The organism is Aquirufa aurantiipilula (assembly GCF_019923745.1).
Lineage (GTDB): Bacteria > Bacteroidota > Bacteroidia > Cytophagales > Spirosomataceae > Aquirufa > Aquirufa aurantiipilula.
The window spans coordinates 79,478-95,651 of the sequence record NZ_JAANOG010000003.1; the positions used below are offsets into that span (position 1 = coordinate 79,478).

At 39.0% G+C, this 16,174-nt stretch carries 5 protein-coding genes; 2 read left to right on the forward strand and 3 right to left on the reverse strand.

From position 1 onward, the window contains the following. Positions 1-11 precede the first annotated feature (11 nt). On the reverse strand, positions 12-9,602 hold the full coding sequence (locus G9H60_RS04035) for a T9SS type B sorting domain-containing protein (protein WP_223142830.1): 9,591 nt from the start codon (positions 9,600-9,602) through the stop codon (positions 12-14). A gap of 637 nt (positions 9,603-10,239) precedes the next feature. Between G9H60_RS04035 and G9H60_RS04040 the strand changes: the two genes are divergently transcribed. Both G9H60_RS04040 and G9H60_RS04045 read left to right on the forward strand, forming a co-directional pair. Further along, entirely contained in the window at positions 10,240-11,415 is a 1,176-nt protein-coding gene (locus G9H60_RS04040; RefSeq protein ID WP_223142831.1) for a pyridoxal phosphate-dependent aminotransferase, read from the forward strand. Continuing rightward, positions 11,405-12,268: a prephenate dehydrogenase gene (locus tag G9H60_RS04045; protein ID WP_223142832.1), complete on the forward strand. Its 864-nt coding sequence runs from the start codon at positions 11,405-11,407 to the stop codon at positions 12,266-12,268. The genes G9H60_RS04040 and G9H60_RS04045 overlap by 11 nt, the downstream gene beginning before the upstream one ends. Positions 12,269-12,377: 109 nt before the next feature. Here the strand turns inward: G9H60_RS04045 and G9H60_RS04050 are convergent, their stop codons facing one another. Continuing rightward, a complete protein-coding gene (locus G9H60_RS04050) occupies positions 12,378-14,336 on the reverse strand; it encodes a M1 family metallopeptidase (protein WP_223142833.1) in 1,959 nt (652 codons plus the stop codon). 14 nt (positions 14,337-14,350) lie between these two features. Continuing rightward, complete coding sequence (locus G9H60_RS04055; RefSeq protein WP_223142834.1) at positions 14,351-16,132, reverse strand: acyl-CoA dehydrogenase; 1,782 nt, start codon at positions 16,130-16,132, stop codon at positions 14,351-14,353. Positions 16,133-16,174: the final 42 nt, after the last annotated feature.

The window sequence follows — 16,174 nt, forward strand, 5'->3', positions numbered from 1 at the left end:
CCAGAATCCCTCTATTTTGCTAACCGATTGATGTACACAAATGTGCTGATGTTGGGATACTTTCCGAAAAAATCCACATAATAGTAATACGTACCATCGGGCAATTTTCCATCACTTGTCATCAAACCAATAGTTTTATCGCTTAAGCCACCCCAATTATTTTGATAATTATTGGTTTCATAAACCACTTCACCCCATCGGTTCACAATAACAAATCGATTCGGTTGCCTACGAAAGATACCGGGTATCACGAGTACATCATTGATTCCATCTTGGTTGGGAGAAATAGCTTGTGGGGCAAAAATTTCACAAATATCCGCATCTATACGATTGTCTATTCCATCCTTGTCACAATCAGTCATTCCTCCAAAATTGATATCATTTTCAAGGGTATCAAGCATGCCATCATTATCATCATCGCTATCCCGGTAATCTAGGGTCATATCCAAATCTGTATCCAAGGGTCGTAGCGGATTAGGCCCTGCTTCCTCTGTATCGCTTAATCCATTGTTATCAGAATCCACATCTCGGTAATCAGCTAGTTCGTCTTCATCTGAATCTATCGGTACTTGAACATTCGGACCAACTTCTATTGTATCGGGTATACCATCATTATCCGAATCTACATCTCGGAAATCCACTTTCCCATCTAAGTCAGTATCCAAAGGGTGAATTACATCTGGACCTACTTCTATCTCGTCAGGAATTGTATCATTATCCGAATCACGATCCAAATAATCCGGTTGGGTATCATCATCCGTATCAATGGGTTTCAAAGGAATTGACCCCACTTCCACTGAATCGGGAATCGTATCATTATCTGAATCTTCATCTCGATAATTTGGCCATCCATCTTGATCTGTATCAACGGGAATTAAAGGTTCATTTCCTGCCTCTACAGCATCGGAAATCGTGTCATTATCCGAATCCAAATCTCTAAAATCTCCCAAACCATCTTTATCCGAATCCAAAGGCTTCGATGGATTTGATCCAGCCTCCACAATATCGCTAATACCATCATTATCAGAATCTTTATCTCGATAATCAGGCAATCCATCTGCATCACTATCCACGGGCTTTGTTAGGTCTAGCCCAGCTTCTAATCCATCCAACATGCCATCCATGTCGGAATCTATATCTCGAAAATCAGCCTGGCCATCCTCATCCGTATCCCATGGATTATTGACATCTGGTCCCGCCTCCATCTCATCCCCTATTCCGTCATTGTCAGCATCTACATCACGATAGTCGGGTCTCCCATCTAAATCTGTGTCAAATACATGTTGAAAATTCCCCGCCTCTATTGCATCTGGAATATGGTCATTATCTGAATCTATATCTCGAAAATCGGCCTGACCGTCTGAATCAGAATCTAGGGGTTTAATCGGATTTAAACCCGCTTCTAAAGCATCCAAAATGCCATCATTATCGGAATCCAAATCCACATAATCCGGCTTTCCATCTAAATCAGAATCTATTGGCTCTGCCGAAGGTATTCCCGATTCTACAAAATCAGGTATTGAATCATTGTCAGAATCTACATCTTGATAATCTGCTTTACCATCTCCATCCGAATCAATTGGTTTGTCAGGATTTGAACCTGCCTCCACAGAATCAGGTATTCCATCATCATCTGCATCCAAATCCAAGTAATCTGGTTTCCCATCTAAATCTGTATCAAGAGGGTTATTCGGATTCGAGCCAATTTCTATTGCATCTGGAATTAGATCATTATCCGAATCATAGTCCTCAAAATCGTGCAAACCATCTCCATCACTATCTCTTGGTTGTTGGCAATCTCCAGCCTCTTGACTATCCAGCATCCCATCGTTATCAGAATCCAAATCCCTAAAATTCGCAATTCCATCCCCATCTCCATCAGCTCCCCATTCCTTGCTATCTGGAATGCAATCATTGTCTGAATCCAAATCCAAAAAATCAGAGCTACCATCTGAATCGGTATCAATAACTTTTACATATTGACCTCGATCATCCCAACCATCATCCAAATCATCCTTCCTTTGTGAACAAGAAGCACATTTATTTTTTCCCTCCCAAGCATCTGGGATACCATCTTGATCTGAATCCAAATCCAAGTAATTAGGTACTCCATCCAAATCATTGTCCACATTCCTTTCATCTTGATCTCCAAGCCAATCCCCATCAGAATCCAAGTCGCGGTAATTGGGAAATCCTTCTCCATCTTCATCCTTTGTTCCTTCTATCGCATCTGATATTTCATCATTGTCAGCATCTAAATCTACATAATCTGGCTTCCCATCATGATCTGTATCTGGAATAGGAGCTGGACTACCGCCCAAACCTATTTCTAGAAAATCAGCCAACCCATTGCCATTCGTATCTAGCAAAAAGCCTTTCTTATCCACTCGACCATCATAATTATCGTCCAGATTTCCTCTTGCAATATTACTGGCTTCCCAAACATCCATAATACCATCATTGTCTGAATCCAAATCTAGGTAATTGGGTATACCATCCCCATCTGTGTCAACTTCCCCTTCGGTTGAATCCAATATGCCATCATTATCTGAATCTAGGTCGAGATAATTAGCGTGTCGGTCACCATCTGTATCTCGATTTTTCTCTCGTTCATCTGGTATTCCATCCCCATCAGAATCCATATCCATGGAATTCACTAATCCATCACTATCAAAATCTTGGCAGTTACCTTGAAGAGTAAAGGTTTGATAACATTCCATAGAATTGGGAATACCATCACTATCAAAATCTGCCATTAGAATTTCCATCAAATTACTAGTAATTTTTATTCCTGAGCTATGCGAAAAAGTAAAGAAACCTCTTCCTTCCTGACCTAAATACATCATCCCCAATTGGCTCAAATCTGCCATTCCATGAACAAAATCACTGGATTTGTTTAATTGATTCCCGCCAGAAAGACCAGCAATATAGCCTGGCAAGGTACTGGATACCTGTATGGGATTTAAACTTGCATCAAAATCAAGGAGGATATTGCCATATGCGTCCAAAGTACTCAATGTATTCAGGCCTGCAAAAGGAGTTTCAGTGGTTTGAGGACTAGTCATTTGTAAATGAAACTTGGCCAAAGGGCCAGCTTTTACTGAGACCGGCAAATAATTGGAAGTGAGTGTATCTTCCAATAATTGAACTTGAATTTGAGCCAAAGTAGCATGAAACAACTTCATCGACACTTGGGCAATTCCACCTACAAAATCGATACTCGTGGTAGATCCAAAATTTCTAATTTGCGATTCCCGATCTATCGCCTGAGGAAAAACTACCGGATTAGTCGAATTCTTGGCCCCACTAAATAAGACTGTCTTAGTCCCGGAATAGGTATCTACCAAGTCTCCGACTTCATTCATGACCTTTATCGTAATTATATTTTCAATTCCTGCTATTTGGGTTGAATCCCCCGAAATTTGAAGCTGAGTTGGTTTAATTAAATCCGATTGAATGTGGATTTCACTCTGGATACTCAATCCGGTGCTAGGGCTAAATGTCAACATATCCTGACCAACTAGCCCAGAATAAATCATTCCAAGCTGTGTCAAATTGGCGACACCTTGACTAAAGTCGCTTGAACTAACCAGTCGAAAACCACCAGATAATCCGGAGATTGTTCCACCCTGACTAGTACTGATTGCAATTGGGTTTAATGCTGCATTAAATGTGCTTACGGGATTTCCATACTCATCTTGAGCTATCAACAAATTAGTTCCATAAAATGGCTTTTGATTGACTTGTGGATTTTGCAATCGAACACTTAATTTTTGAAATGATTTCTCTGAAACACGAATGGCTAATTTGTCCAAACCTGTCGTATTGATAAAACCTTCCGTGGCACTGAGGGAATCGATACCTGATTTATATACAATGATTTGAACTTGTGCCTCTCCATTAGTAAAATTGACGGGGGTATTAATTCCAAAATCAATGCCATTGGCTTGGGATTTGAAGTTAGTGGCCAAAGAAGAATTTGTGCCTGAAAACTGAAGTATTTTAGTGCCCGTATATGTGCTAATAAGTATTCCTCTACGATTCGCAGCAACTATTCTGATGGTTTGACTTGATCCTGCTATCTGATTGGAACTTCCGCTAATGATGAATTTAGAAGCTTGATTTATATCTATTATTTTTATTTGGGCTCTAGCACAAACACCTGTCAGGGAATTACAAACTTCATATACTATGGACACGGAATCTTCTTCCCATGCAGTAGCAGTATAAGTCATTAATCCCGTCATGGAATTAAAATTGACCATGCCTTTTTCTGTTCCTGAAACCCGACGTAAACTGGTACTAGGTCCAGGTAAAAAATCATCGTTTTTCAATACTTGAAGGCTAATTGGTCCCTGACTAAAAGCCTGCTGAATTACATCATTTTGTGCAACAGGAACCTTGGGATTGGGATCTGATGCATTTACATTTCCGTCATCATCATAATCATCATCACAAGCATCTCCCATACCATCCTTATCTGTATCTAGTTGATTTGGATTATAGCTTGAAGGGCAATTATCTTCAAAGTCAACCACCCCATCTCCATCTGTATCAGTTTCATCTCGGAAAATCAAATTGGAAAAATAGGATTTTTGTTGATTTCCCACTGATTCAAGACCGATGGTCACCACACTTAAATTTGCTTCTGGTTTTAATAGTTTTTTAGCATAGATGAACTGGTTTAAAGTAAAATAATTTGAGGTATTATTTTGACCTATATCATACCCTAATCGCAAAGACCCTGATCCATAAAATGTACCTCCTGTCGCAATATCTGCGTAATTATTCACCACATTTGCCTGAAAATTAGGACCTATTCTCCTTACAACACTGCTCAAACGCATGGTCCTATCTTTTGCAATTCGGAAAGATTTACGCAAGAGACCGTGGTCAAACAATGTTGGACTTACATTTTCAATAACCACGTTCCCCGATTCCTGATAAATTTTAGTAGATCTATTAGCCAAATAGTAAGCGTACCAATCATCGGAATAATCAAACAAATTAATGTTATGTCGTTTTTTCAATTGAATGGTATACGAGTCAAGCACCTGATGATTGGCATCTTGCATTTCAATGGTCAAGTCAACCTCTTGTTGATTTCCGAGAATACTGTAAGGGATTTCATTATTACCGTGCTGACTGGAGGAAATCACTTTATTCCCCTTTTTTATTACATACCAATTTTGATTGCTCAAATAATTTATACTGCGAATATTGATGCGTACTGTATGAAATGGGGAGATAAACCAAAGTAAATTTTCATAGCGAATCAATTTATCTGGATGTGGAGAAAATGAACTAATGGCCGCTTCAGTAGCTGGATTTAAGTTAAACTTTGCGACATACTTAAAAAATGGAACCAGGTTCGTCTGGGTACAATTAGCTGTCGCTTGGGCGATATTACTTAATGCATCTTCTATGGTATTGACTTTTGGCATCTTCCGTAATTCTTGAAAAAATTTAGGAAAAATGGTGGATTTCCCAAAGGTGCTAATCAATCCTTCCAAGAGCCCTACTGGCTTCCATGCTGGTTCATCGTCGGTATTCGTCCCCGTACCTCGGTTATAATCATTATAGCCTATTCGGTCCCATTTGGCCCAAACATTATAAGGATTCGCGTCCAAATCATTGATATACCCAATAAAATTTTCTTTAAACCAAGAGATATTCAATAAGCTCTCATTAAACTTCCTTTGCTGGGGATCTGTCAATAAATCATTGAAGGCATAAGCGGTAAATAAACTCGCAAATGCCTCGGCCATTCCGCCATTTTTTTCTTGACTATTGGGGTTATAGGGAAAAAGAACTTTGGAGCTAAAATCAAAGAAATTTCGACCAAACTCATAGGCTAAAATAACATCTCTATTGACATTGGTATTGTTTTTAAGGTTAAAATAGATATTGTCAAATCCACTCACTTCGATACCTTTGGCTCCTACCAAACCACAACCCGATCCACAAGATGGAATACCAAAAAACACACTTGTTTTATAGCCAAAATCCGGGTTTCCTCCAGGAGGTTCATAGCCCAATGAATTTTTATAAAAATCATATAAGGCATCTGTTCTTTCCACCAATTTTGCCAGCGTAGCTGCATCGGTTAATTGATCATTACTAATGATTGATTTGTCTATCCTTAATACGGTATTTCTTCCTTGAATGGACCAAACAGGAATTTGTCGACGATCAAATGAAAAATACAAATCATCCGTCAAGCCATATTGAAGACCAGAAGGACTTGTCACGTTGCCCAAAACAACTTTTACGACAAGATTGTCCCCAGCTAAGTGGCTATTCAAAACACCGTCACTTACTTGAATGACATCTTCATTGCTGACCGTTTTAAGAATTAATTCCAAGGTGGCTGAACCCTCAAAAAATTCCACAGCAGTAGATTGGCCGAATGGAATACCCAAAGCTGTAGCTGTATTTTGAAAGTTACTAGGATTGGCGGATTCTGAAAATACCAAATTTTTAATTCCTGAATAGGTGCGAACCAAAACACCGTTCGCATCTTTTGCCTCCAATTTGATATATTGACTTTTCCCTGAAAACTGAATGGATGAGCCCGTTATGACTAAGCGTTCCTCTTTATCTGATATCACAATTCCACTCGACTGAGTACTGATCAAACTTGATTCATTCGAAAGGGAAAAGACGAAATTGGAAGAAAATACCTCCAATGAATTTACTTCAGAAGAGAAAGTGGTTTTTTTGGATAATAAAGTTTTACGGTTTAAGGTGGCAACAGCTGGTTGAAATATGAAACCTAATGCTGTAAGATTAGCCACTCCATTTTTAAAATCTGATACTTGATTTAATACATTATTTTGGGCACTGCCAAGACCCAGCACTTGACCCATGCCTGAACTTACCTGAATACTAATAGGTTGTAAACTGGCATTAAAATCAAGACAAATATTACCAAAGGCATCTTTTACCGTTAGCGTATTATTCCCAACAAAGGGCTTTCCTCGCGTTTGAGGGCTACTGATATTGGCCACTAATTGCTTGGGGCTATTGGCCTTGACTTGAATCAAAAAATCATTTCCTGACATGGCCCCCGAAACACTTGTCTCTCGTACTGAAATCGAAGCGGTTTCTGCTAAATATAAATAAACCGGGACCTGAGCTTTTCCATTAATGAAGGATATAGAAATAGCTTTCCCAAATGGTGATTCTATAGCTGTGCTATTATTTTGAACTTTAGCTTGATAGCTTGTATTGGGAATATTTCTTGCTCCTGTGAAAACTAGCACTTTATTTCCATGGTAGGTAAAATCCGTTTCACCTAACGAAGTCAAAGCACTTATAGTCAAAGTTTGTGACTCCCCTGCCAATTGAGTCGAGTTAGCTGAGATATACAACTTAGTCGACTGATTGGAATTGACAAATTGAATGGAATGACTCGTAGTTTCAATTCCATTTTGTGCCACAAATCTAAATGAAGTACCAGTAGCTCCTTGATAAAAAAAGCCCTTTTCTGTCAAATCAAGTTCCCCTCGAACAAAATCTGAAGTTCGATTTAAGGTATAAGTATTCCCAAGACTTTTAAATCCCCATGCTCCCGTATTTTGAGCTTGTACATGAATTGGGTTTTGCTGAGCATCAAAATCGATGCACACATTTCCATATTCATCCATTGCTTTTAGCGAATTAATCCCTTGAAAAACTTGTCCATTTACCTGTGGACTTGTTAAACTAATATCAAAATGATGAAAACTTGAGGCCTTCACATTCACGGATAAATGATTTTCAACCCGACTTACAGCTCCTAAAAACTCAGAGACTCCCAAAGACACATTTTCTGCCTGATACAATATCACCTGAGTGCTTGCAATCCCATTCTTAAATTGAATGGAGGTAAGAGTACCAAAATTGGTAGGTACGGATAAACTATTTAATGCTGTAGGTGCTTTGTCAACAGAGGCTGCCACTGAAGCTCCATGAAAAAGTAATTCCTTTACTCCATTAAAATTAGTGAGTGTATTATTTGAAGAGTCTAACAACTTGAGCGTTATGGTTTGAGGCACTCCGGCTATTTGATTGCTTGCCCCTTCTACTTGTATTCGATTATAATATGAGGCTCCAGGATAAAAAACTATGTTTTCGGCTTTTTCCGTGTAGCCCGATTTTAAAGAAAAAATCAAATCGGCTTCCCCAATTTTTCCCGTGTAAATCATTTTCAAAACACTCAAGTCGGCCTTACCATTGATTAAGTCCGAACTCTGATTGATGATATTATTCTTTTCTGAACCCAAACCATGAATGATTCCACCCAAACTATTACTGACAGTAATGGGATTTTGGGAAGCATCAAAATGACTAACCTCATTGCCATAGCTATCCGTTATTTGAATAGTACCAGAAATAGGCTCCCCTACTTTCTGGGTTTCCGCTATTTTAAGTTTTAGTTCATTACCCGACAATGGCAGGACTTCTATTTCCAATTTCTCCTCTTCATTGGATGAAAATTGATCATCTTTCATTGAAATCAATGCCTTTTCAGCTTTGAATAAAGAAATACCTACATTAGCCACTCCTTGATTGAAGTTAATACTTACTTTACTTCCAAAAGGCACGCCATTGATATTTGGTTGAATCCCTTGTTTCAAGGAGGAATTAGCACCAAAGAACAATACATTTTTTATCCCCGTAAAGGACTTATCTAAATTACCATAGCGGTCTTGGATAAAGATGCTTAAGGGCATTTGAGAGCCAACCACTTGTTTAGGATTGATCGATTTTAATAAAAAAGAATGCTCTTGACCTACATCAAATCCTACAGTATCACTTGTATTGTATTTACTATTGCTAAATTGAAAGATGACTTTACCCGCTTTCCCTGTATATTTCATCCCCAAAGTAGCCAAATCAACAATGCCGGCCTGTGCATCACTCGCTTGATTGATGAGGTTATTTTTTGCAGAGCCCAATCCGCTTATTACCCCTCCAGTAGAAGTCGTTACTTTTATCGGATCTTGGGATGGATCAAAATCCGACAAGTTATTTCCATAGTTATCAGTCATGGCCAATATCCCCTGAATGGTTGACAATCGCGATTGCTGACTAAGTAAATCGGCCCAAAGGCGAATGTTTTTATTGGGTTTTACTTGAACCAGTAATTTTTCATTTTCAAGACTTGACAATTCCTCCCCCTTAACTGATATGGCCGCCAATTCTTGTTTAAAAAGCTGGAGGCCAAAGGCGAATAATCCCTTAGTAAAATTCACTTGTAGTTTATCCCCAAATTTCACTCCATTTACTTTAGGAATTTGACCTAATCTAGCCACGTTTGCCCCTGAAAAAACCAGTGATTTGGGCCCTTCATAAGAGGTTATAGTATTCCCTTGCGAGTCAACAGCCCTTACCACCATAGTTTTAACTTCTCCAGCCAAAAATTCGGTGGAGCTTGAAATGGTAATTTTATATTTAACCGCCGGACCCGCCATTGGATTTGACAAGCTTACATCCGAATGGGCAAAAACAATGGGACTACCCCATAAAAGAATGGAGAAAATAATACCTTTAAGAAGGTATGAAACCAAGGATTTAATGAATAAATCAATGGTGGAATTACACTTTCTTTGAATCATGATGTACATGGGAAAAATCATTGGGATGCTAGTAGAGGCTTCCTGTCAAATTGAAATTCCTTCGATTTTGACCTATGTAACGAAATGATAGACGTTAGAAAAATGAAGATTTTTCTAGTAGGTCAATGAATCACAAGGGAGCTTGTCTATTTCAGACAATTGCCCTAGTCAGCACAGCAAATTCAGAGAATGAATAGTCCACGTGAAGTATCAAGCCATTTGCTTGAAACTCACTCAAACAAAAAGAATGGTGAAGAAAGCTTGGAAAAGCTTTGGTTGAAAACTTCAAAAAAAATACAGGAGGAGGCGCCAATTCTTGGCTAATAATAGAACGCATGGTATAAATTTTAGTGGTTAGATTGCCATTAGGCGATGCTAAACTATACAATCAGTCCTAGTATTCCAATTTTATTTCCAGAAGATTTGTTCTCAATTTCGAAGGGTGCTTTTTTCCATCTTGGATACATTGGTTTGCATAAAAACATTTTTTTTATACCTTTGGCACATGATTATGCATTCAACTACTTATTATCGCGCTTATTATTACGCAGGATTCACATCCTGCCAATAGGCTATTGTAGGTATAGATTTAATTTAAACTTATTATGAGCCGGCCCCAAGTCGGTTTTTTTGTTTTATGAGCTTCACCATTTCGCCAGCTTCTCGGTTACAAGTCGTACAAGAATACTACTTTTCTACCAAGCTAAAACAGATTGCAGCCTTGAAAGCCTCGGGTATTCCGGTGCTAAATCTTGGTATAGGTAGTCCGGACCTAGCACCTTCTGATGCCACCATTCAGGCATTGATAACTAGTGCCCAGAAAAAAGAAAACCATGCCTATCAAGGTTACCAAGGCATTCCGGCATTGCGTGAAGCTTTTGCTCAATTTTACCAAAAACAATACCAAGTAGACCTTAACCCGAATTCGGAAATATTGCCTTTGATGGGTTCCAAAGAAGGCATCATGCATATTGCAATGGCCTATTTGGAAAAAGGAGATATCACCTTAATCCCCAATCCAGGTTACCCAACTTACCAGGCTGCTTGTGCCTTAACAGGTGCTGAAGTACAAAGTTATGAGTTATCGGAAGCCAATGGCTGGTTGCCTGATTTGGATGCATTAGCCAAGCGTGATTTATCCCAAGTGAAAATCATGTGGGTAAATTATCCGCATATGCCAACTGGTGCGAAGGCCGATAAAGCTTTTTTTGAAAAACTACGTGATTTTGCCTTGACCCATTCTATTTTACTGGTCAATGACAATCCCTACAGTTTCATCTTAAATGATGAGCCTATTAGTATGTTAAGTATTCCCGGGATGAAAGAAGTGGCTTTGGAATTGAATTCTCTTTCTAAATCCCATAATATGGCTGGATGGAGAATTGGTGCTGTAATGGGAAAACAAGAATTCTTAGCTCCCATCCTAACTTTTAAATCCAACATGGATTCGGGTATGTTTTTACCTCTGCAAGAAGCCGCAACAGAAGCATTAAAAGCAGATGCTTCGTGGTTTAAACAACAAAATGAGATTTATTCTGCTCGTCAGAAGGTCGTATTTCAGTTAATGGATTTGTTGAATTGTAGCTATGACCCACAACAGAGTGGCATGTTTGTTTGGGCTAAAATACCTTCTGAATATGCCAATGGGTATGAGCTTTCCGATAAAATTCTTACTGAAAACGCCGTTTTTATTACCCCCGGAGGCATATTTGGTAGTCAAGGCAATCACTACATACGCATATCCTTATGTGCTCCCATTTCACTTTTTGAAACCGCCATTAACCGCATAAAAACTCAGTCAAATGGAATTTAATAAAGTTGTAGGTATTTTGGGTATAGGGTTAATTGGAGGTTCCATGGCGCTAGGTTTACGTAAAAGCGGATGGGCCAAAGAATGTATCGGTATTGATACCCATCGTCCAAACCAAAAAAGAGCTTTGGAATTGGGATTGATCGATCGACTACTACCTTTGGAAGAAGCATTGCAGGTGATTGATGTGCTGATTATTGCTACTCCAGTAGATAATTTGGTGGAACAACTACCCAAAATTTTGGATCAATTCAATGAAAAGCAAATCGTGATTGAAGTGGGATCAACCAAAAGTCCCATTTACGAAGCGCTAAAAAACCATCCCAGAAGAAAGCAATTTGTCTCTACCCATCCCATGGCTGGTACTGAATTTTCTGGCCCAGAAGCTGCGATAGACGGACTCTTCGAAGGAAAACGTTGCGTCATTTGTGATCAGGAATTAAGTGATCCCGATGCGGAAAAAACGATAGAAAGTTTATATCAAGATGGTTTGCACATGAATCTAATTTATATGGATTCCATCAGCCATGATGTCCACACCGCCTACATTTCCCACATTTCTCATATCTGTTCTTTTGCTTTAGCCAATACTGTTTTGGAAAAAGAAAAAGATGAAAAACGCATTTTCGAATTAGCTTCAACGGGATTTGAATCCACGGTACGTTTAGCGAAATCATCGCCAGAAACTTGGATTCAAATTTTTCATCAAAATCAAGAAAACTTGATGGATGTATTGGATGAATATATCAATACGCTGCTGAAATACAAAGGACTGATGTTGTCTGGAAGTTATGAAAAGCTGAAGGAAGAATTAGCCAAAGCCAATGATATCGGAAGGATTCTAAACCGAAAATAAAATATAAGCTCCAGACTTCTTGCGATGTCTGGAGCATGTTAGTTGTGCTGATGAAAGCATAAATCAATGGTATGAAAAGAACACAGTATTTGAAAATGTCAAAATCCTGTTAATTGGCCTTGGGTGCTCGGTATGAATAAGGTTTCCAAGTATTATTTTGAGGATTCAAATCAGGAAATACATGATCTGGATCTATAGTAACTGATTTAATGGGTAAGGTGGTATTGGTCTTAAAATCCCAACTGCCTCCACGCTGCCAGATCTCCACAGGGAACGTGTAACGCTCTTTTTTTCCATCAGATAATTCTACCTCAACAATCCCCGGCATAATCATTTTATCTAAATTCTTGATTGTTACAATAGCGCCGTTCGCTGGGTTTTGATCCACATACACCACATCACTAACAGTTTGATCTAACTTCCACAATTCAAAAAACCATTGTCTCCAGAACCAAGTTAAATCTTCTCCAGCACCATCTTCCATAGCATGGAAAAAGTCATAAGGTGTAGGGTGTTTGAAGGCCCAGTTTTTAATGTAATTCTTGAATGCAAAATCAAAACGGTCAGCTCCTAAGATTTGCTCACGCAAAATCTTTAAACCAAAACCCGGTTTGTTATAGGCTTCCCATCCTAAATTTCTTGGTTGAACCACATCGGGTATCGACATGATAGGATCCGCATTTTCTCTAAACATGGGTTTAGCGATTTGATGCATATCAAATTTTCGGTTCTTGTATTCCCCGTCGTTGAACGCATCCGTGGAATAAAAATTAATGAAAGTATTGAAACCTTCATCCATCCAAGGAAATTTACGTTCATTGGTACCTACAATCATAGGGAACCAGTTGTGACCAAATTCATGGTCTGTTACACCCCATAAAGCTGCAGTTTGATCACGGAATCCACAGAAAATAATTCCCGGATATTCCATTCCAGACACAATACCCGCTACGTTAGTCGCGGTAGGGTACGTGTACTCGTACAACCATTTAGAATAATATTCTATGGAAGCTTTCACATATTCTGTAGATCTACCCCAAGCATTTTTCCCATTGGATTCTTCTGGATAAACCGAAATCGCCATGGATTTTTTTCCACTGGGCAAATTGATTCTAGCTGCATCCATGATGAACGATTTCGATGTCGCAAAAGCCACATCACGAGCGTTCAAGCATTTAAATTTCCATGTTAAACGGTCTTTGGCAGGACGAGATGCTGGATTTTTCACTTCATCTTCACTACGAATAATAACCGTAGTTTCAGAATTGGCTGCAGTATTCCAACGTTTTAATTGCTCTGCAGTAAATACTTCCGATGGATTGAGCAGTTCACCCGAACCCACTACTAAATGAGAAGCAGGTACATTGATAGCATATTCAAAGTTGCCATATTCCAAATAAAATTCTCCAGCTCCTAAATAAGGAAGTACATTCCAACCTTCGATATCATCGTATACACACATACGAGGAAACCATTGAGCCACTTGAAAAATCATCCCATTTTTAGTCTCTTGCAAACCCATGCGGTCCGACGCATTTTGTGGAGAAGTAAAAGAATAAACAATTTTGATTTTAGCTTGTCCTAGTTTTTCTGCCAAAGGTTGTGCCAGTCGAATTTGCATACGAGTATCTTCTACGATAAATGGCGTTGCCTTTCCATCGACTAATACACTTTCAATTTTATAACCTCCGTCAAAGCCAACATTACCAAATCGACCACCTGAGATGGGAGTCGTTTTTCCTCCCCTAGATTGTGTATTAAAAGAATTTTGATCCAGTTGTAACCACAAGAAATTCAATTTATCAGGAGAATTGTTTTTATAAGTAATCTCCACATCACCTGAGATTTTTCTAGCCTCCTCATCCAAACTCACTTGAATTTTATAATCAGCGGAGTTCTGCCAATATTGAGGCCCTGGAATCCCAGATCCTGAGCGATAAGGCGAATTGGATTGATAGTTCCACAAGGGATGAAATAACTCGTATGCGCTATATGCCGACTTCGTCTGTGCATTAGCAGACAAGATACAAGTCAATAAAAGGCAAGTGAAAGCTACTATTCTTTTCATATAATTCATACTTTTTATGATTCAAATACGGTTAAGTTTTCCGTATCCATTAATCGTTTATTTAATCCCAAGGCCTTCGGCACTTCATAGTGGTAGAAGAATTTCATGGTATGTATTTTATCCTGATAAAATTCTTTATCCAGTGCAGAAGGACTTCCTGCCAAAGCTTTACTAGCAACGGTTCCTTGTTTTAACCATTGCCAAGCCACCACAATCAGACCAAACAATTCCATGTATAAAGTAGAATCAGCTAAGAATAATTCAGGTTTCCCTTCCGCCGCAATTTTCAATTTATGCATCGTTACTTGACCTAATTTGGCTACTTCTTTCTCCAATTCTTCGGCATAAGCTTGAATGGCTGTTTGATTTTTAGCTTCTTCAATATCCTTTTGAATCAAGTTGACCAATAACTTTAAAGCCTTACCTTGATTCGCTGGAATTTCTCTACCTAACAAGGTTAAACCGTGAATACCTGTGGTTCCTTCATAAATGGACATAATCCGTACATCACGGGCCATTTGCTCCAAGGGAAAGTCTTCAGTATAACCATAACCTCCTAAAACTTGAACTCCTTGATTGACCGCTTGCAATCCCATTTCGGCAGGATAGGTCTTAGCCACCGGAGTCATCAAATTCAATAAAGTATGGTAGTTATCTGCTTCTTCTCCAGTTAAACATTTGGAATAATCTTCCCACATAAAACTTTGGAATAGCAATCCCATAGTACCCTCTACAATGGCCTTCTGGAAATACAACATACGCTGCACATCCGGGTGGTTTTTAATCAAGGTTGGAGGTGTTTCTGGATCTTTATTGCTCAATTTACGTCCCTGAGAACGCTCGTTAGCATATTGCTTCGAAAAATGATAAGCCGCAGATGCGATGTAAGCACCGCCCATTCCTACTCCCAAACGTGCTTCATTCATCATTTGAAACATGTAGGAAAGTCCTTTATGGGGTTCACCAACCAAATAACCAATGGAATCACCTTTATCCCCAAAAGATAAGTGTAATGCTGGCGTTCCTTTCTGACCCATTTTATGGTAAAGTCCTAAGGAGGTCACTTCATTGGAAACCCATTGCCCATTTTCTTTTCTGCGCTTTGGAACTACAAATAACGAAATCCCTTTGGTTCCTTTGGGAGCTCCTTCCAAACGGGCTAACACCAAGTGAATGATATTTTCTGAGAATTGATTATCTCCTCCTGAAATAAAAATCTTTTGACCTTTAATGGAATAAGTACCGTTACCCAAATCCTTTGCTTGAGTTGACACATCATTTAAAGAACTACCAGCTTGTGGTTCAGTTAAACACATGGTTCCTGTCCAGCGTCCATTCAACATATTTGGCACATATTCTGCCTTCAATGCTTCAGATCCAAAAGAAGCAATTAAGTGAGCGGCACCATTGGTTAATCCCGTAAACATGACAATGGAATTACTCGCTGCACCACGGATAAACTCGTGAGCCCCTCCGACCGTACTAGGCAATTGTTGCCCTCCTTTCTCATAGGAAAAAGTGGCCCCAATCATGCCTGACTCTCCCATTTCTTTGACATATGCCTCGGTGGATGGATGAACATGTACAGTTCCATCAATCAATTCAGCAGGATGTCTATCGGTATCTACAAAATGAGGACGTAGGTACTTCTCAGCAATGGATTCTGCAGAGTCTAGTACCATGTCGAACATATCAGGCGTATAATCCGCAAAATATGGATGTGAACATAATGAACCGTAGTCCATTACCTCTTTTAAAATAAAGTCGAGATTCCGACGATCGTATTCTTTTGCCATATAAAACAAATTAGGAATCCAAAAATGCAGAAAAAAAATATA

Coding starts and splice junctions, on each gene's coding strand:
- G9H60_RS04035 (WP_223142830.1), bottom strand. CDS start 9,602: ATGATTCAAAGAAAGTGTAATTCCACCATTGATTTATTCATTAAATCC.
- G9H60_RS04040 (WP_223142831.1), top strand. CDS start 10,240: ATGAGCTTCACCATTTCGCCAGCTTCTCGGTTACAAGTCGTACAAGAA.
- G9H60_RS04045 (WP_223142832.1), top strand. CDS start 11,405: ATGGAATTTAATAAAGTTGTAGGTATTTTGGGTATAGGGTTAATTGGA.
- G9H60_RS04050 (WP_223142833.1), bottom strand. CDS start 14,336: ATGAAAAGAATAGTAGCTTTCACTTGCCTTTTATTGACTTGTATCTTG.
- G9H60_RS04055 (WP_223142834.1), bottom strand. CDS start 16,132: ATGGCAAAAGAATACGATCGTCGGAATCTCGACTTTATTTTAAAAGAG.